At 41.2% G+C, this 17,871-nt stretch carries 23 protein-coding genes and 1 pseudogene; 15 read left to right on the forward strand and 9 right to left on the reverse strand.

Going from position 1 to position 17,871, the window contains the following annotated elements:
- Positions 1–12 precede the first annotated feature (12 nt).
- From H7F25_RS02395 to H7F25_RS02405, 3 genes and pseudogenes are all read left to right on the forward strand, one after another.
- Positions 13–615: a class D sortase gene (locus H7F25_RS02395; protein ID WP_185854186.1), complete on the forward strand. Its 603-nt coding sequence runs from the start codon at positions 13–15 to the stop codon at positions 613–615.
- Positions 608–934 carry a hypothetical protein gene (locus H7F25_RS02400; RefSeq protein WP_172881730.1) on the forward strand — a complete coding sequence of 109 codons (327 nt, stop codon included), beginning with the start codon at positions 608–610 and terminating at the stop codon, positions 932–934. Before H7F25_RS02395 ends, H7F25_RS02400 begins: the two co-directional genes overlap by 8 nt.
- A gap of 381 nt (positions 935–1,315) precedes the next feature.
- Positions 1,316–2,129, forward strand: a pseudogene (locus tag H7F25_RS02405) (leucine-rich repeat domain-containing protein).
- Positions 2,130–2,210: 81 nt separating this feature from the next.
- On the opposite strand, the gene H7F25_RS02410 reads toward H7F25_RS02405, so the two are convergent.
- The 3 genes from H7F25_RS02410 to H7F25_RS02420 all read right to left on the reverse strand — a co-directional run bounded on the left by H7F25_RS02410 (position 2,211) and on the right by H7F25_RS02420 (position 3,531).
- The gene (locus H7F25_RS02410) at positions 2,211–2,525 is read right to left on the reverse strand and encodes a DMT family transporter (protein WP_003217878.1); all 315 of its coding nucleotides are present in this window, start codon (positions 2,523–2,525) and stop codon (positions 2,211–2,213) included.
- A gap of 1 nt (position 2,526) precedes the next feature.
- Positions 2,527–2,871: a DMT family transporter gene (locus tag H7F25_RS02415; protein WP_073204364.1), complete on the reverse strand. Its 345-nt coding sequence runs from the start codon at positions 2,869–2,871 to the stop codon at positions 2,527–2,529.
- Between the two features lie 81 nt (positions 2,872–2,952).
- Positions 2,953–3,531: a TetR/AcrR family transcriptional regulator gene (locus H7F25_RS02420; protein WP_024425822.1), complete on the reverse strand. Its 579-nt coding sequence runs from the start codon at positions 3,529–3,531 to the stop codon at positions 2,953–2,955.
- Between the two features lie 175 nt (positions 3,532–3,706).
- Here H7F25_RS02420 and H7F25_RS02425 point away from each other — a divergent pair, with 175 nt between their 5' ends.
- The 4 genes from H7F25_RS02425 (at position 3,707) to H7F25_RS02440 (ending at position 6,692) form a co-directional block, all read left to right on the forward strand.
- Positions 3,707–4,252 carry a VanZ family protein gene (locus H7F25_RS02425; protein WP_122632149.1) on the forward strand — a complete coding sequence of 182 codons (546 nt, stop codon included), beginning with the start codon at positions 3,707–3,709 and terminating at the stop codon, positions 4,250–4,252.
- Positions 4,253–4,717, forward strand: coding sequence for a DUF6884 domain-containing protein (locus H7F25_RS02430; protein WP_185854187.1), 465 nt, complete (start codon positions 4,253–4,255; stop codon positions 4,715–4,717).
- Positions 4,718–4,869: 152 nt separating this feature from the next.
- Entirely contained in the window at positions 4,870–5,499 is a 630-nt protein-coding gene (locus H7F25_RS02435) for a rhamnogalacturonan acetylesterase (RefSeq protein WP_185854188.1), read from the forward strand.
- Positions 5,500–5,651: 152 nt separating this feature from the next.
- On the forward strand, positions 5,652–6,692 hold the full coding sequence (locus H7F25_RS02440) for an NAD(P)/FAD-dependent oxidoreductase (protein ID WP_073204376.1): 1,041 nt from the start codon (positions 5,652–5,654) through the stop codon (positions 6,690–6,692).
- Between the two features lie 61 nt (positions 6,693–6,753).
- Here H7F25_RS02440 and H7F25_RS02445 read toward each other — a convergent pair whose 3' ends face one another.
- The gene (locus tag H7F25_RS02445; RefSeq protein WP_103132717.1) at positions 6,754–7,080 is read right to left on the reverse strand and encodes a YnfA family protein; all 327 of its coding nucleotides are present in this window, start codon (positions 7,078–7,080) and stop codon (positions 6,754–6,756) included.
- A 136-nt stretch (positions 7,081–7,216) separates the two neighbouring features.
- On the opposite strand from H7F25_RS02445, the gene H7F25_RS02450 reads away from it, so the two are divergent.
- The 4 genes from H7F25_RS02450 (at position 7,217) to H7F25_RS02465 (ending at position 9,654) form a co-directional block, all read left to right on the forward strand.
- Positions 7,217–7,720: a hypothetical protein gene (locus H7F25_RS02450; protein WP_185854189.1), complete on the forward strand. Its 504-nt coding sequence runs from the start codon at positions 7,217–7,219 to the stop codon at positions 7,718–7,720.
- A gap of 90 nt (positions 7,721–7,810) precedes the next feature.
- Complete coding sequence (locus H7F25_RS02455) at positions 7,811–8,836, forward strand: zinc-binding alcohol dehydrogenase family protein (protein ID WP_025093480.1); 1,026 nt, start codon at positions 7,811–7,813, stop codon at positions 8,834–8,836.
- Positions 8,833–9,360: a YfiT family bacillithiol transferase gene (locus H7F25_RS02460; RefSeq protein WP_025093479.1), complete on the forward strand. Its 528-nt coding sequence runs from the start codon at positions 8,833–8,835 to the stop codon at positions 9,358–9,360. The genes H7F25_RS02455 and H7F25_RS02460 overlap by 4 nt, the downstream gene beginning before the upstream one ends.
- 12 nt (positions 9,361–9,372) lie before the next feature.
- Positions 9,373–9,654, forward strand: a complete 282-nt coding sequence (locus H7F25_RS02465; protein ID WP_149125853.1) for a hypothetical protein — start codon at positions 9,373–9,375, stop codon at positions 9,652–9,654.
- Positions 9,655–9,676: 22 nt separating this feature from the next.
- Here the strand turns inward: H7F25_RS02465 and H7F25_RS02470 are convergent, their stop codons facing one another.
- Positions 9,677–10,156: a MarR family transcriptional regulator gene (locus tag H7F25_RS02470; RefSeq protein WP_024425228.1), complete on the reverse strand. Its 480-nt coding sequence runs from the start codon at positions 10,154–10,156 to the stop codon at positions 9,677–9,679.
- A 168-nt stretch (positions 10,157–10,324) separates the two neighbouring features.
- Here H7F25_RS02470 and mprF point away from each other — a divergent pair, with 168 nt between their 5' ends.
- From mprF to H7F25_RS02485, 3 genes are all read left to right on the forward strand, one after another.
- On the forward strand, positions 10,325–12,895 hold the full coding sequence (gene mprF, locus H7F25_RS02475; RefSeq protein WP_025093478.1) for a bifunctional lysylphosphatidylglycerol flippase/synthetase MprF: 2,571 nt from the start codon (positions 10,325–10,327) through the stop codon (positions 12,893–12,895).
- A gap of 92 nt (positions 12,896–12,987) precedes the next feature.
- Positions 12,988–13,536, forward strand: a complete 549-nt coding sequence (locus H7F25_RS02480) for a thioredoxin family protein (RefSeq protein WP_024425227.1) — start codon at positions 12,988–12,990, stop codon at positions 13,534–13,536.
- 333 nt (positions 13,537–13,869) lie between these two features.
- The gene (locus tag H7F25_RS02485; RefSeq protein ID WP_024425226.1) at positions 13,870–14,337 is read left to right on the forward strand and encodes a thiol-disulfide oxidoreductase DCC family protein; all 468 of its coding nucleotides are present in this window, start codon (positions 13,870–13,872) and stop codon (positions 14,335–14,337) included.
- Between the two features lie 36 nt (positions 14,338–14,373).
- On the opposite strand, the gene H7F25_RS02490 is transcribed toward H7F25_RS02485, so the two are convergent.
- Complete coding sequence (locus H7F25_RS02490) at positions 14,374–15,630, reverse strand: transcriptional regulator (protein WP_024425225.1); 1,257 nt, start codon at positions 15,628–15,630, stop codon at positions 14,374–14,376.
- A gap of 274 nt (positions 15,631–15,904) precedes the next feature.
- On the opposite strand from H7F25_RS02490, the gene H7F25_RS02495 reads away from it, so the two are divergent.
- Positions 15,905–16,492 (forward strand): nitroreductase family protein, encoded by a 588-nt coding sequence (locus tag H7F25_RS02495; protein WP_024425224.1) that lies wholly within the window; start codon positions 15,905–15,907, stop codon positions 16,490–16,492.
- Between the two features lie 38 nt (positions 16,493–16,530).
- On the opposite strand, the gene H7F25_RS02500 is transcribed toward H7F25_RS02495, so the two are convergent.
- The 3 genes from H7F25_RS02500 to H7F25_RS02510 form a co-directional block, all read right to left on the reverse strand.
- The gene (locus tag H7F25_RS02500) at positions 16,531–16,686 is read right to left on the reverse strand and encodes a YfhD family protein (RefSeq protein ID WP_024425223.1); all 156 of its coding nucleotides are present in this window, start codon (positions 16,684–16,686) and stop codon (positions 16,531–16,533) included.
- A 61-nt stretch (positions 16,687–16,747) separates the two neighbouring features.
- Positions 16,748–16,858, reverse strand: a complete 111-nt coding sequence (locus H7F25_RS02505) for a YfhE family protein (RefSeq protein WP_017358836.1) — start codon at positions 16,856–16,858, stop codon at positions 16,748–16,750.
- A gap of 52 nt (positions 16,859–16,910) precedes the next feature.
- The gene (locus H7F25_RS02510; protein WP_171464081.1) at positions 16,911–17,807 is read right to left on the reverse strand and encodes a TIGR01777 family oxidoreductase; all 897 of its coding nucleotides are present in this window, start codon (positions 17,805–17,807) and stop codon (positions 16,911–16,913) included.
- Positions 17,808–17,871: the final 64 nt, after the last annotated feature.

The following is a 17,871-nucleotide window of genomic DNA, read 5'->3' on the forward strand; positions in this document are numbered from 1 at the left end:
ACGAGTGTATTGATGAAAAAAAGAACCTTATTAGGCAGCTTTTTGGTGGTCACGGGGCTGATGCTCATCTCCGTTCCTTTTCTATATGAGTGGCGAACTTCTCAAGAGACAGCAGCAATGGAACAGGCATTAAAGATGATTAAAGAAAATGACAGTGATGCCCTTTCTTCTATTCCACATTTAACTGTGTCAGAAGAAGACCTGCGAGATGTGATGGAGCTAGAGATCCCGTCAATTGATTTAAACGAAAAAGTGCTTCCTGTTACAACAAAAGAAAATTTAGGTATAGCACTGACTCAAATTAAATCTCATCAAATGCCAGGTGAAGGGAATTTCACGATTGCAGGGCATAGAGGGTATAGAGGCGACCGTCTTTTCCGTCAGCTGCCAGAGGTGCCTAAAGGAGAAAAAGTTGTCTTACATCATCAAGCGGAAACATACGAATATAAAATTGTCAGCTCTGCTACGATTGAACCGACGGATGTGGATGTACTAAAGGATCGTGGGAAAAATGAACTGACATTGATCACTTGTACACTTGATGGTCAGAAAAGATTTGTCTTAAAAGGAATACGAATCAACGCTTCAAAGAGTGAGAAGCCGTTGGATGTATAACACCAACATAATAAATGATGGATGCGATGGAAAAGCAGCGCTCACGACCGATATGTTACACCAATTGTTATCAGAGCATTATCCAACTTTAAAAAACGAACGTTGGGATGTTGATGTAGATACAATTCGGGCTTCACCTATTCTTCACCCTTTATTAAAAAGAAAGCTGCCAGTTGGTATTGAAAAATTCACCTGTGTTTTGTTTACGCAGCAGACAGCAGCTTTTGGAGAGCCTTTGATTGTGTACTTTTTATTGGATGAGAAAGGCGAATCGATTTACGCAATGGATCTCTTGCTCGAGCAGCAAGACACCCATTAAACGAGAAATAAAAAGGATTAGCGGGTTTGATTTTAAGGTGGAAAAATAAAATCAGTTATATCATGAGGACTCTAATTCGTATATGAATTAGAGTTCTTTTATTTGTTTATATATAGTCGTTTTACTAACTTTATTATCTACTAAGAAGTCCGCTGCCTAGCAGATAGTCTCCAATGTTTAGATGATAAAGATTTTATAAAATGGATTGAAAACAGAGGTCATAATCACGATTGGCGACCAAAGAAGATCATCTAATTTTTATCCTTTCCCTGTTTCTTCAGAAGGAATATCAGAAAGTGCTAAAGATAATCATGTGTTGACTCCAAAATACTGATAAAATTTATTTAGATATTCCTTAATTATAGGTGTGGAGGTAAAAGCATGCGAAAAGAAGACCCCCAATATATTTTTCATCATGATAAACGACCAGAAGTTGTTCATGATTTAGTCGATGTAGATGAAAATTCCACTGAGTTATTAATCACAGGAAAAACAAAAAATATTGAAAGGTTGAAATCTTTTTCTAACCTGACGAAATTGTGGATTTACAAAGTGAACCAAAAAGGAATTCAATACGATCTTAAGCTTAGTTAATCCCAAAATGCTCTTTGTGCATGAACTGAGAGTCGAAGATTTATCAATCATCAGTTCTCTTAAAGATGTTGAGGTATTGGCACTTGAATGGAATACAAAGGCACAAAGTTTATGGGGTTTATCAAAAAATACGTTTTTAAAATCTTTATCCATAACAGATTTTTCAAAGTTGAATGACATAGCCCCTTTGCAAAAAAACACTGGTTTAGAATTTCTACAATTGTCAGGCGGGATTTGGAATACATTAAATATAAATACTCTTCACCCTTTAAGATACCTCAAAAATTTAACATATCTGTGCTTATCAAATATAAAAGTGAAGGACGAGTCTTTGGAGCCGATATCGGAATTAGAGGGACTCAAGGAACTTGAAATTTCGAACCAATTCCCGACAGAAGAATATGCCAGGTTATCCGTAACCCTCCCAAATACGAAGTGTGATCGTTTTGCACCATACATCTTTTTATCAAGTCCTATTGTAGATAAAGATGTGATGGTGATTGGAAAGCGAAAGCCGAAATTAAATTCAAAAGTTGATGGGGCAAAGTTGCAAAAATACGAAGAACAATTTAAAGCGTACCAAGAAAAATTTATAAATTAACTTAAAAAGCAATGGAAAATCAATTCCATTGCTTTTTGTATGGCTAATACCATCATAAACTTTTTCTTTCTTGTGATTCAATTACGCAAATAACTTCAGCCCAACCACACCAATCACAATCAGCAGCAAGCTGAGTATACGAATCATGTTTTTCGGCTCTTTAAATAAAATCATATTAAACAAGACAGAGCCCGCCGTTCCAAGACCAATCCAGACCGTATAGGCAACGGATACTTGAACGGAAGAGAATGAGGCGTATAAAAACAAAAAGGATAAGGCAAACCCGCCGACAAATAAAATGCCTGTCGTGATTTGCTTTTTCTTACTAAACATATTGAGGCCAATGGTTCCGCCGATTTCGCAGGCAGAGGCCAACAGTACAAAAAACCAGCCCATGTTATACCGCTTCTCCTTTCTGCTCATGTGCATCTCCATCAGACACTTTCAGCCCAATAATCCCGAGAATCAAAATGCCCATAAATAAGAGTTTTTCAAATGAAAACGAACCGCCGAACAGCGCATAATCCATCAAAGATGTCCCTATCGTTCCAACTCCGGCAAACACGGCGTACACGGTCCCTGTCGGTAGCTTCTCGCAGGCCTTCATTAAAAAATAAAAATCAACTGGGATCAGGCAGATAATGATCGCCCATTCCCACACAGCATCAGCCCTATTTAAACCAAACACCCAAAGTAATTCGAATAAACAAGTGAGTGCAACATACATCCAGCTTTTTTTCATCGTATTTCCTCCTAAAAACTCAAAAATGACGATTCGTCATTTTGAAATCAAAAAAGAGCGTACAGCAAGTGCTGTACTAAGTTAAGGTGTCTCTATGCCAAGTGCGTAAAGAAGAAATTGCTTCACCTCTCGCTTTTGAATCAGAACCTCTTCTGTATCTGTTTCCGTAAACAAGTACATTTGCTCAGCAGACGATTCGAGTAAACCGATAATAAATTTGGCTGCATATTGACAGTTCAAATTCGCACGGACCCTTTTGTCCTGCTTTGCTTTTTCTAGAAAAGCAGCGACCCATTTGTAAATCGGCTCATAAATATCTTCCCATTCCTTTAAATGCTCGGTGGCGGCTAAGCCTGAGTAGGTCAGGGCAAGGACATCACGGTATTGTCTTGTAAAAGCAAAGATGAATTCAACAAGCGCATCTGCTTGATCGAGGACATCTGCATGCTGAGTTAATTCCTTTTCGATTGCAGGCACCATCTGTGCGATGAGATGTTCTGCGATTGCAGGCATGACGGAAAGCTTTGAAGGAAAATATAAATAAAACGTTCCTTGCGCTACTCCTGCTGCTTTCACAATATCAGAAATGGTCGTCTTTTCGATGCCTTTTTCTTTAAACGCATCAATCGCAGCAAGCATAATCTTTTCTCGTTTCGACATATCATCACCGACCTTAAATGACTGAATGTCATTCATTTTAGCGGGGGAATGACGATTTGTCAATATGGTTTTCTCTTCATTGAATGTGAGAATAAGTGATGAATAGATGCGGGCAAGCCTGAATAACCTGTAAATATGGCAAGCATCATCATGTGAGAAAGGGGCAGCTCTCTGTATGACTTCCAGTGCTATGTTTTCCATTGCTTATTTTCTCCTGCTCGTCCCGCTCTATTTACATATGAGATACAGACAGGCAAAAAAGCACAATCGTTTTATCTATTTGCGGACAGAATTGGTCCTTGCCAGTCTGTTTATTTATACGAATGTTTTACTATATTTGACGGTCTTTCCAAATCGTTTTTCCGCCCCAAGGGATCAGGTGAGTGTCAACCTCATGCCTTTGCAGTCCATTTATCAAAATCTTCACGCCTACCATCACGGCTATCCAAATCTTGTCTTTTTAAATTTAGCAGGCAACATATTGTTATTTGTACCACTCGGTTTTTTTCTATATCAAGCCTTTCGAACCATGCGCTGGCAAAAGGCGGTTCTTGGGGGCTTTCTCCTGTCAACCATGATCGAATTGCTCCAATGGATGTTCTCGCAATCTGGTATCATTACAAGAAGCAGCGATATTGATGATATTCTTTTAAATACGCTTGGCACAGCGCTAGGCTGTATCGTGTATCAGATCTATCGAAAAAGGAAGGAGAAAACCTGAGTGAAGCGAGTTTGTATCATTCCATGTGGCGCAAAGAAAATTTGGGATGTCGATCCAGAAGCAGGGAGCCAGCCAGCGAACCATGTCTATTTAAGTCCCCTGCATCAGCGTACGAAAAGCTATGCTCAAACGTTCTTTTCAGACTGGATGATCTTATCAGCGAAGCACGGCTTCTTAAAGGCAGATGATATCATTCACGAAAATTATGATGTGGCTTTTGGTACACCGCATTCTGACCAGATCACACGAGAAGAACTGAGCCGGCAATTTCATCAAAAAAATCTTTTCGCATATGATGAACTGGTGGTACTAGGTGGAAAAAAATATCGAAAAGTGATCGATCCTTTATTACAGCCTCATCAAAAAGCAAATTATCCGCTGGCTCCATATAAAGGAATTGGCTACATGCTTCAGGCGTTACATCAAGCAGTGGAATCGAAAATAGAACTTCCGCCGCATATTTAACACATTCACATCTACCGATAAGCAGGGTTTTGATCATTAAAAAGAGAATAATTGAAATAGCGATGCTGATTGTTTCATATCTTTTCAGCAGCCACTAGCATACCCGTATCGCTCGGATGATGTGGCTCTATGAAAAAGGGAGGCGTATGAACATGACAACCATCTATTTAGCTGGTGATTCGACCGTTTCATCTTATCCAGATCGTCCTGTTCAAGGAGGATGGGGAGAGTTTTTACACCGCTATACAGCGCACGGGGTTAACGTCGAGAACCGTGCCATTGGTGGAAGAAGCTCAAAAACATTCATTGAAGAAGGATGCCTTGATGACATATTGGCTGACATTCAGCCAGGAGACTGGCTTTTCACGCAAATGGGGCACAATGATGCTTCCAAGGAAAAGCCTGAGCGGCATACAGATCCTTTCACAACGTATAAAAGCTACCTGTCTCAATATATTCATGGAGCAAGAGCAAAAGGGGCAACACCACTTTTATTAACGCCAGTCGGCCGTTTTCATGAAAAAGACGGAGAATTTATCAATGATTTTCCTGATTACTGTGCCGCTATGAAAGAATTAGCCGATGAAGAAGAAGTTCTTCTCGTCGATTTAAATACCGCAAGCCTTCAGTTTTATCAAATTTCCGGCATAGAGAAAACGACCTCTTATTTTATGCTGTCAACAGGAATTGAGGATCGCACGCACTTTACAAAAGAAGGCGCAGATGCGATTGCAAGACTTGTTTCTCTTGAATTAAAAGACCTTGGTTTAACCATTGTGTGATGGATGACAGGACGAGTGAGCGCTCGTCCTGTTCTTTTTTGCAGAAAGCTATTGATTCCCCTCACTAGAGTAGACTACAATAGATACATATGATAATGAGAATCAATATCACTGATAAATAGATCATTCGATGGAAAACTGGAGGGACTCAAATGACAGAGCAGCTTGAATTGTTTGACGTCACCATTATTGGCGGCGGGCCAGCAGGCATGTACACCGCCTTTTATAGTGGGATGCGGGACTTAAAGACGAAGGTACTTGAGTACAACGAAAGCCTTGGCGGAAAAATCCTTCTCTATCCTGAAAAGGTCATTTGGGATGTCGGCGGTTTGCCGCCAACAAGAGGAGAACAGCTGATACAGCAGCTGGAAACACAGGCGAAAACATTTGAACCAGAGATTGCACTGAATCAAAAAATCACGTCATTTGAGCGAGATGAACATAATCACATCATACTGACGGCTGAAAATGGTGATCGTCATTTGACAAAGACCCTCATATTAGCGATGGGTCACGGCATTCCAGTTCAGCGGAAACTTGAAATCGAGCATGCAGACCGCTATGAAGTGACAAACCTTTATTACACTGTCCAGGAGCTCAAGACATTTGCAGGGAAGCGGGTTGTGATTTCTGGAGGCGGCGACTCAGCGGTTGACTGGGCAAATGCCCTTGCACCGATTGCTGAAAGTGTCACCGTCGTGCATCGCCGTGACATGTTTGGCGGACATGAGAAAAACGTCGCCAACATGAAGGCAACTTGCAAACGAATTTTAACCCCGCATGAACTAACAGAGCTGCATGGTCAAGGCGACAAAATTGCTGCGGTCACCATTCAAAACATAGAGACAGGTGAAAAAGAACGAATCGAAACAGATGCTGTGATTGTCAATCACGGAATGAAAGGCGATCTAAGTGTGCTATCAGAATGGGGCCTTAAGCAAGGTGAATGGGGACTGATCGAGGTCAATGAAAAAATGGAAACCAATTTACCGGGCGTCTATGCGGTAGGCGACTTGTGTACACATAAAAGCAAGGTTCGCTTAATTGCCGGCACGTTTGTTGATGGAGTCAATGCACTGAATAGCGCAAAGCTGTACATCGAACCAGAAGCTGAAAAAGTGGCATACGTTTCCTCTCATAACGAACGCTTTAAAGAGAAAAACAAAGAATTACAAACAGCTGGAGCTCGTTGAAGCATTCAAATAACATAGCAAAGTGCTGCCCGTATGTGGCAGCACTTTTTATATGGGTCCATTAATTGCGAGGCGCAAATAACATCACACTGACTCCAGCCAAACAGATCAAAGCACCCATCCAGTCATATAGATCAGGTGTTTTTCGATCGACCCACCAGCCCCAAAACACAGCAAGAATGACAAAAACACCGCCATAGGCAGCATAAACCCGTCCGAAAGTCGGGAACTGCTGAAAGGTTGGAATGATGCCATATACAACCAAGATGAGGCTGCCGGCGATCCCGAAGCTGACAGGTTTTGCTTCACGCAGCCAAAGCCATACCAAATAGCCGCCGCCAATTTCTGCTAAACCTGCTAATAAAAAAAGAACAATCGTCACCATCATATACGGACACTCCAATTTCTCCAATTTACACCCTATTATGACATGAGGAAAGAATGCGTTCTACCTCAATTGAATGGAGAGGAGCGAAGGGGAACATTTTGGCAATTCAAACGTAGTACATATGGAGGTGAAACACATGAAAACATCCATAGAAAAAGACCTATTTCTCTTATCAGTCAGACACGTATGTATTGCCATTTATTTTCTTGTGATCCCATTTGTAGTCCCAATTTTTTATCACCCATCTCCTTTATCGATTGCGCTTATTGCACTTTTTATAACTCATAACTTAGCAGAAAGTATCATTTGGCTATATAAATCGAGAAAGATTAGAAAGCACCAGTCAGGTGACTTATCAAAACGCGGGCATGTCTTTAGCCAGCTCGTGCAAAGAGTTGAACAGCTCCTCATCCTCAGTTTTGTCATTGTATTGATCAATGAATGGATACAAGGAAGGGCGGATCTATCTACACTCTCATTCACTCTTTTTCTATTGATTATCTTTTTTCTACAGCACGTCCAGTTTTACTACGTTCAGCTATTTTTTAAATCCCACAGCTGGTTCACTTATGTTCCTTCTTTGCAAAAGGCACGTCCTTCATATATGGCGAGGGAGCGAAAGGCCCTGAAAAGGTCATAAATGTGCCATCACTCGGTTGATCCAGCCATAAACATCAGAAAATTATGATAAAATGTGGAAAGAAAGAATGGAGAAAGGGAGTGCGAGCGAGTGAAAGCAGTTGGACTATTGGAGTATTTGCCGATTGAGCATGAGCAAAGCCTGATGGATCAGGAGGTCGAAAAGCCTAAGGCGTCTGGCAGAGATGTACTCGTGAAGATAGAGGCTGTGTCCGTGAATCCAGTTGATACAAAGGTGAGATCACCGAAGGATCAGAAGGAAGAAAAACTGAAAATTCTAGGCTATGATGCAAGCGGTACGGTTGTTGAAGTGGGCGAAGCGTGTACATTGTTTCAGCCAGGTGATCACGTATACTATGCGGGAGATATTACGCGTCAAGGGTCGAATAGTGAATATCAACTTGTGGATGAACGTATTGTGGCGAAAAAGCCTGCCAATCTATCCTTTGCAGAAGCAGCCGCGATGCCCCTTACAACAATTACCGCTTATGAGGCTTTATTTGACCGGATGCATATGAAGCGGAATGCTGAAGGTTCAACCTTGCTGATCATTGGTGGTGCAGGCGGTGTTGGGTCTATCGCCATTCAACTAGCCAAATTAGCGAAGGCAAACGTGATCGCTACCGCATCAAGACCAGAAACAAAAGAGTGGTGTCTGTCATTAGGTGCCGATCATATCATTGATCATCACCAGCCGCTTTTAGCGCAGCTCGAGGAAAAAGGAATCGGCGAAGTGGATTTTATTTTATGCTTAAATGATACAGATGGACATTTCAAAGGCATGGCAGAAGCGATAAAACCGCAAGGCACGATTTGTACCATTGTCGAAAATCAGCAAAACCTAGACATTCAATTACTCAAAAATAAAAGTGCGGCATTTGTATGGGAATTCATGTTTACACGTCCTATGTATGAAACAGCGGACATGATCAAACAGCATGAGCTTTTGACAGAGGCGGGTGAGTTATTTGAGCAGGGAAAAATAACGCATACCTTAACAAAGGTTCTCAGTCCGATCAATGCTGCTAACTTGAAGCAGGCACATCAAACGCTTGAGCAAGGAAAGATGATTGGAAAATTTGTGCTTGAAGGATTTGAGAGAGGAGAAAGCGTATGACGTCATTACAATATCCGATTGGCTTATATGAACCGGTTGAAACAAAAACGAAAGCACAGCTTGAAGCATGGATTGATGAGCTGGCCGCAATCCCCGAAGAGTATGAAGCGGTGACTGCACCGCTGACAGATGCTCAGCTTGATACACCTTATCGCCCGGGAGGATGGACTGTTCGTCAGCTCATTCACCACGTAGCAGACAGCCATCTAAATGCATACTTACGATTCAAACTTGCTCTCACAGAAGATACACCTGACATACGTCCATATGATCAGGAGGGATTTGCCTCACTTCCTGACAGCAAGGCGCCCATCAGTTTATCCCTGCCTTTGATCAGCAGTCTGCATCGCAGGTGGGTCACTTTACTGCGGGGAATGTCAGAGGAGGACTTCAACGCTTCTTATTATCACCCTGCCGATCAACAAACGGTGTCCTTATATGATGCAGCAGGAATGTACGTCTGGCATTCAAAGCATCACCTTGCCCATATCACGGAATTAATCAAAAGAAATCAGTGGAATTAAAGGAGTAAACGCATGTCTGGAAGAAGAATTGTCGGCGCCATGTTTATCTGTATGGCGGCATTGTTTTATATAGCGAAATATGCTCTTTTTGAGATACGCTATAGTAACAGCTTAGGCTCAGAAAGAACGATTGAGGAACTTGAACAGCTGATTCCTGGCGGTACGTGGATCATCATTTTTTTCCTCATCATTGGCTTAGCCCATCTTTTATGGGATGACAGGGAAGTGATTCGTAAAAATCTTTTCACACCAGATCGACAAGTAGAAGAAACAAAAAAGACGGACAACAAGTGACCGTCTTTTTCCCTTTTCATGTTTAGCCGCGTTCAGGACGCAGTGCTTTTTCTAAGATAGCAAGGCCTTCATTGACTTTTTCTTTTTCCTCGTCATTGAGCCGCTGCAGGGAATTTTTGATTTTTTCGTGTCCTTTTTGATAAATACTTCTGAAGATATTTTTCGCTTCCTCAGTCAGTTCTACGACAATGATTCTCCGGTCACGCTCAGAGTGCTTTCGCACGACAAAGTTAGACTGTTCTAACCGGTCAAGCAGACCTGTCATATTGGACAAAGAAGCGCCCATTTTTTCAGCGATTTCAGATACTTTGAGAGAGCCATGGTTATTGAGCAGCATGAGCACCTTCATTTGAGGCATACTCATATCAAGCTTCATCCATTCAGAAACATCTCCAAGACCTGCAGCTGTGAGCACTTTCATATAAAGAACCCATGTCTTTTTTTCTTCTGGAGATAGAATCTCTTCTTTTAATACGGTGGTGTCATGAATATTATATTCCACGCTTGTTCACTTCCTTTAAGCGGCTCTTTTTCTTTATATTACTGATTTTTACTTCTAATTGAAAGGTTCGTCAAGCTTTTGAATGTTAAACTGCATGAATCAAGTGGTATTTGTTGTATAATAATGTTCAGTTGAAATAATGAAGCAACCTAGAAAGTTGGGAAAAACATGTGGAACAAAAAAACGGGTATGACGATCTTAAAAATGCTTTTTCCGATCGTCATTATCCTTGTCTTGATTTTTGTCGCGAAGCAGGAGCTGAGCGGACTTTCCATTAAAAAGACGTTTTATATTATTGACAGCTTGAACCGAATGGACTTGTTTATTCTTGTCTTTCTTGGACTTGTCGCGGTTTTATCGATGTCCTTATATGATTTTATTTTACGAAAAAGCCTTGATATGCCCATCAGCGGCTGGAAAACGATACGCATTTCATGGATTGCGAACTCCTTTAACAGTGTTCTTGGATTTGGCGGTCTATCAGGAGCAGGGCTTAGAACGCTTCTCTATAAGGAGTACATAACAGATACGAAAAAATTGCTGAAAGGCATTGCCCTTTTGACTTCCTCTGTCCTTTTGGGCTTATCTATTTTCAGTGATTTGATCTTGGTCAGGGTGCTTCCTGTTGAAAGTATTATCAGCCAGGAGCCGTGGCTATGGGCATTTGTCATTATCTTTGCCTGTATTGTACCGATTTATATCGTCATGGCATCCATTCGAAAAAGCTCGATCGAGAGCGGTGAAAATGGACTGAAGCATCCAATTTACGCTTATATCGGTGCATCGTTTTTAGAATGGCTGGCAGCTGGACTTGTCATGTACATGGCTGTCGTCTCTATGGGGATGAATGTCGATGTCCGAATAGTCTTAGGTGTATTTGCGATTGCGTCAATCGGCGGTTTAATCAGTATGGTTCCGGGCGGATTTGGTTCGTTTGACCTTATCTTTTTACTGAGCATGCAATACATTGGTTTTGATAAAGAGATGGTGCTGACGGCGCTCGTCTTGTACCGCTTCGTGTACTCGATTTTCCCGTTTATCTTAGGGCTTTGTCTAGCTGCTTACGATTTAACGGGAACGACGCTTAGACGTCTTGAAGGCAATCCGAAAATGGCACCTGCCATTGAAACGACGAACGTTTTAATTGTTTTGCACCGTGCTTTATTAATCCGTTTATTGTACGGATCTTTATCGATTTTAACCTTTGGAAGCGGCTTGCTTATCATGGCATCTGTTGTGCTTCCAGTCGATCGATTAGGTGTGATTACCAGCATTCCGCGCTTTCTGTTATCAGGATTTAATGGTCTTTCTTTAATGTTCGGAATCATTCTGATGATTTTGTCCATTGAAGTGTATAAAAGAACGAAAAGATCATACGTGCTGACAATGATCTCTTTAGCAGGCGGTTTTGTGTTTACTTTGTTAAAGGGGTTTAACCTCAGTCTGATTTTTATTTTGCCAGTCATCATGGCTGTGTTTTTCTCACTTCGAAATCAATTTGTAAAGCAGCAGGCACCTTATTCCTTGTATCAGTTTGTGGCGGCTGCCGCTGGTTATTTATTCGTGCTCTTTAACTATAATGTTATTGGCAACTTTATTTGGACAAAAATCGGGCATTTCTTGAGTAAGGATTACTTGGTGCATAATGAACGGCATATCACGATGACAAGCATGATCGCTCTCATCGGTGTCCCGCTTTTCTTCTTCATTAGTAAACTGATCTTTAATAAGAAAGCATTTCCGATTGGAGAAAAAGCAGATGAGGAAAAACTAAAAACGTTTTTAGAAGAAAAGGGCGGAAATGCCCTCAGTCATCTTGGCTTTTTAGGCGACAAAAAACTATTTTTCTCAAGTGATGGAGAAGCAATGCTTCAGTTTGGGCGAATTGGCCGCTGCGTCATTGTGCTCGGAGATCCATCTGGACGTGAGGCGTCTTATCCGCTTGTACTTGAAGAGTTTTTACAGGAGACAGAAAAAGCCGGCTACCGCGTCGCTTTTTATCAAGTAGAACGAGAAGGGATGGCTCTTTATCATGACTTAGGCTTTCACTTCTTTAAGCTTGGGGAAGAAGCCATGGTCGATTTAGAAACGTTTACTCTGTCAGGTAAGAAAAAATCAAATTTACGAGCTGTGGCGAATAAATTTGAACGAGAAGGCTACACCTTTGAAATGCTGGAACCTCCCTTTTCAAATGAGTTGATCTCAACCTTAAAGCAGATTTCTGACAGCTGGCTCGGAAAGAAAAAAGAAAAAGGATTTTCGCTCGGTTATTTTCAAGAAGACTATCTTCAAAAAGCACCGATTGCGATTCTAAAGGATGAGCAAGGGCAGATCATTTCCTTTGTATCATTGATGCCGATGTATCAAGAAGGGGAGATTTCCATCGATTTAATGCGTCATATGCATGATGCACCGAATGGGATGATGGATGCGCTGTTTATCCACCTATTTCAATGGGCGAAAGAAAGAGGCTACAAATCGTTTAACATGGGAATGGCACCTTTATCGAATGTGGGGACGTTCCATCAGTCCTTTCTTACGGAGCGTTTGGCGAGTGTTATTTTCAACAATGTCAGATACATGTACAGCTTCAGCGGTTTACGGTCATTTAAACAGAAATATAAGCCTGAATGGCGCGGGAAATATTTAGCGTATAAAAAGAATACGTCACTGCCTGTCACAATGGTACTTGTCACCAAGCTGATCGGGATGGACCCAAATCGAAAGCGCCGTCCATAAACCAAAAGACCTTTACCTTTCACTAGGTGAAGGTTTTTTTAGACAAAAGAATAGCAAAAGTGGTAAAGTTGAAGGGTAAGGGGGATGTTCATATGACATTAAATGAATGGTTTACAAAGGGATTAGCTGAACGTACATATGTACACAACATGGAGAAAAACCGGGAAAATCTGCTCACGGTGTACAACCAGTATGCAATTCATCAAAAAGAAAAAGAGCTGCTCCAAAAGCTGCAAAAGAAAAAGCTCAGAGCACTTGTCATCACAGCGGATTGGTGCGGAGATGCGATGGTCAATGTTCCAATTTTCATGCGTATTGCAAATGAAGCACTCATTGATGCGCGCTATTTCATTCGAGATGAGCATCTAGACCTGATGGATCAGTATTTAACGAACGGGACCGCAAGATCGATTCCGATTATCGTCATCATTGATCAGGACGGGAATGAAGTGGGCAAATGGGGACCTCGCTCAGCAGAGGCGCAGCGCTTTGTCGACGAGAAAAAACCGGACAAAGATGCACCTGATTATGAAGAAGCTTTTCAAGTATTTGCGAAAGAAGCCGCACATCACTATACGACAGACCGCTACTTATGGAAAGATATTGAGAAAGAAATAGTAGAAGTTTTGGCAAAAATATAAACCAAAAGACTACTTCGCCGCAATGGGAAGTAGTCTTTTTTTATCTTGTTTTTGCGTTTTACCTACAAAACCACCGCATAAAGATGTAGAAAACCGCAGAATTCTATCAAATACCGCAGAAAACCGCAAAGCACCACGATTTTCCCAACCACTTTTAGTTGAAAAACCTCATATATGCTATGAAATCAATGATTTTGCCCTTATCCAAAGGCTCATATAACGCACAACGGTTGGCTTTTTCCCAATACAAGAGGCCCAGCAACTATAGTAATCTAGTTGTAATCTCCTTTGAACGAACTAAAAAAATGATGGAAAAGGACAGGCGATCAATTTATGAAAAAAATCATTTATCTCGATCAAGAAAAAAAGAAGCTCGCTGAATCGAAAAAAAGAGAACAGCGTTCCATTAAATCACTGAGGCTGCTTGTGTTTTATGACGGACAAAGCCCTGCATGTGCAAAAACGATTGATGTGTTAAGATCACTCGATTGGAAAAATCGGATTCACTTTGAATCCTTTAGACACTCGCAGCTGCTCAGGCTGAATAAAATCAGTGAAGAGAAGGCGGAAAAACGAATTGTGTCTATTTCCCTAGCCAAAAATCAAAAGAATTCAGGGATTTATACTTGGCTGCGTATGGCCTGCCATATCCCTGCTTTATGGGGAACGGTCCCATTCATCGTGCTCAGTATTTGGCTTGGATTTGGACAGCATGCGTACGATTTCTTTGCAAAAAGACGGTATATTCATTCTGTCAAACGGGTGAACCATCATGATACAGATCAACAAGAGACCATTTAATAAATAGAAAAAGCATGACCTTCGAACGGCAGAAGGTCATGCTTTTTTGTAATAGGGAAGATATACTGTTAAATGATCGAGCAATTTCTTTGTATAGGACTTATAGGCCTGCTCATCAAGCTCAGCACCTGCATAGGTAAGTAAGGTCCTAAGAGCAAACAAATATTCACTGTGCAGCTCATTGTGTTCAAAGTAAGGAAGGGCTGCTTCGACCAAATAGGTTTTCAAATCAAGTGGGTTTTCCTCAATCATCAATTTATAGATTTTGATCATATATAAACAGTTTGGCTGAATACGAGGCTGTTTTAACAGCTCGTGTATGTAGGGAAGTGCTTTTTTGCGGTCATATTCAGCATATAGTGTCGCAATTTCATATAGCGTTTCACAGTAACGATCTTCTATCTGTTCTTGATTAAAGTAATTGAGTGAATCTAGTAAATAAGGCACAGCTGAAGAGAAATCACCTTCACGTTTTAAGAGCACCCCGTAATAAAAATAAGCGGACATTTTAATATAGGCATCAGGATGAAGGGACGTGTGCAAAATCACTTCCTTTATATATTTCTTCGCAGTCTGATAGGCTTTTAGTTCAAGTGAGATCACGCCGTGAATGAGTGTACAGTGAATAATCCGCTTGAAATTGTTCTTTTGTCTATATAAATCCATCGCTTGATGTGTCGCTTCAAGCGCATCACCCAGCTGTCCCATGTTTCCAAGGGCTTTTGCATAGTGATAATACAAATCACTTTGTTCAACTGAAGCGTAGGAAAAACAGCTTTCAAGCTTTTTCAGCCCATCTTCAAGCTGACCAATTTTAATTTGATGAATGCCGTCAAGATATTCAAAAATTTCTTTTTCCGTTTCAATAAAGGTTTTTTCGAATTTTTTGAGCACGCGGTGTGTTTTTAAGGCAAGCGGCTGTTTATCCGTTAATAAATAAAATTGAAATAAGGACAAATGATACTGAATACCTAAATCGAGCGAAAAGAACTGCTCCTCGTGCTGAATGATCATTTCTGCATTTTGTTCAGCCTGATCGAGAGCATAGAAATACATATTCATTTGAAACTCATCCAAAAGTGACAGCAGATGACGCGCCTTTTGTGACAGCTTTTCTTGGCTGATGCCAAGCCGTTCAAGCAGCAAATTGATCGTATCTTGATTGGCCTCCTTTGAGCCATTTTCAATTTTACTTAAATGAGAGACAGAACAAATTCCTTCTGCCAATTCAGATTGGGTCATATTTTGTTTATAACGGTAGAGTTTAATGATTTGTCCAATATTGATTTTCATTCCATCCAGAAGCCTCCCTTCCAATCATGGTTGAAAGCCTTTTGACAAAAAAACCAGATCAGACAAAATGGGAATACTTGAAAATCATTTCATCATCTTGGCTTTTTTCTCAAAATTTGTTTAAAACGTAATATGATTGTAACATTACTTGAAAAAGTCAAACAACTATTTAGACGGGGAGGAGGGATTCTTGATTTGCAACTGCATGCGATGACGTTTATAATGTGAATGAGAATCAATTTCAATTAAGTTGATTGAAAGGATGACATATCATATGCCAGAAACGAAACAACAAACAGAAGCGTTAACGGTTCGAGACGCTGTCAGATATAGACGATCGATTCGAAAATTCAAAGACACACCGGTGACGATTGAGCAGCTTCAGCCGCTATTAGAGGATGCAGTCTATGCACCGAACCATAAAATCACGGAGCCGTGGCGCTTTTTATATGCGGTGACGGATGAAGCGAAAGCGACTTTTGTAGAGCGCTTTATTGCTTTCTTTCAGCGCAACAACCCAGATGCAAAAGAAGAAAAAATCAATCAATACAGAGAATACTTTTCTAAGGTTCCAGCGCTTTTACTTGTCGTGCTAAAAGAAGACGAGAACCCTGTGGTGAGAAATGATGATTTTGCCGCTGTCAGCGCACTTATTCAAAATCTTCAGCTGCTTGCGTGGGATCAAGGGATCGGTATGGTATGGAAGAGCGGACGTATTTTATACGACAAAGGCTTTCAACAAGACATGGGATTAAAGGAAAACGAACGGTTTGCTGCGATCCTTCATATAGGTTATCCAGAAGAGGTGCCTGAGGAAAAATCACGCCAGAAAGCATCAAGTCTTCTTACTGAAATCAAATAAAAGAAAAGCAGACCGCTGAATAAGGTCTGCTTTTTTACTTATTGTTTTTTGGCGCGCTGATCGGCCGCTTTCATACGTGCCATTGCTTTTACGTCATTCGGATCTGCAAGTTCTTTGGAAAATTCAACATATTCGCCATCCGTCTCTTGTGCCGCGAGCTCGTGGTTGGATTTTTTGTGTTGGTCTTTTTTCAAAGCCTTTCCCTCCTTTACAAGATCACTTTAGTTATGTGCTTGTTGGAGGGGAATATCCGTCTTATTTGTTTCTTTTTTCTGCTGCTCTTTCCGCTTTTTTGAATTCCTGCTGATACAGGACTTCTTGGGTTTTCTTCAGCTTCGAAGTTGGCTGGTGTTCTTTTTTCTTCATCAAAATCGCCCCCTCATATCATTTCTAATAGGATGGGTGTTTTTGACAACATTTATTCCTTAGAATGCAAAATTGCTTCTTTTAGTTCAGGGTGCAAAAAGTCATAAGAAGAGAGCAGTGCTTTTTTTGGCAGAGCACGCTGACCTTCTAAAACAAGTAATGACATTTCACCAAGGGCCGTTTTGATCACAAAAGATGGCACTTTCAACCAATGGGGGCGGTGAAGGGCAGAAGCAATGGTTTGTCCAAGCTGTTTCATTTGAACAGGATTCGGTGATGTCACATTGAGCGGGCCTGAGAGGTCGTCATTATGAATCGCATAAGCAATGAGATGTGCCACATCCTCAACATGAATCCATGAAACCCATTGCGAGCCAGAGCCGATTGTCCCGCCGGCAAACAGCTTGTAAGGAAGTGTCATCAGTGGCAGTGTCCCTTTTTCGCCTAACACGACGCCAAAGCGGGTGTAGACCGTACGAATGCCGAGTGCTTCAATCTTTTGTCCCTCAGCTTCCCAAAGTTTTGATGTATGACTTAAGAAATCAGTATCTGTAGGATGTGATTCCTCCGTAAAATCTCCTGTTTGAGATGTGCCATAAATTCCGACAGCACTTGCTTGAATCAGCACAGATGGCTTTGATTCCTGCGCTTCTATAATGCGTCTTACCTCTTGTGTTGATTTGAGACGGCTGGAGAGGATGCCTTCTTTTGCCTTGTCTGTCCAGCGTGTAAAAATGGATTTTCCAGCAAGGTTAATCCATACATCGATGGCAGGCAATTCATGCTCAGGTGCAGCACCTTCAGTCAGCCACTGCACATAATGTAAATGATTTTGTTCGGATTCCTTTGGATTTCTTGTTAAAATATATAGATGATGTCCCTCAGCAGCGAGCACTTTTGTGACATGCTGGCCGATAAAACCGGTTCCTCCGGTAATGGCGATATTCAATTGACATCTCTCCTCTCATATACATACCTATATCTTTCACGATTTTGAATCAGAAGAAACATCC

The sequence above is a fragment of the Bacillus sp. PAMC28571 genome (genome assembly GCF_014250435.1).
Lineage (GTDB): Bacteria > Bacillota > Bacilli > Bacillales > Bacillaceae > Bacillus > Bacillus safensis.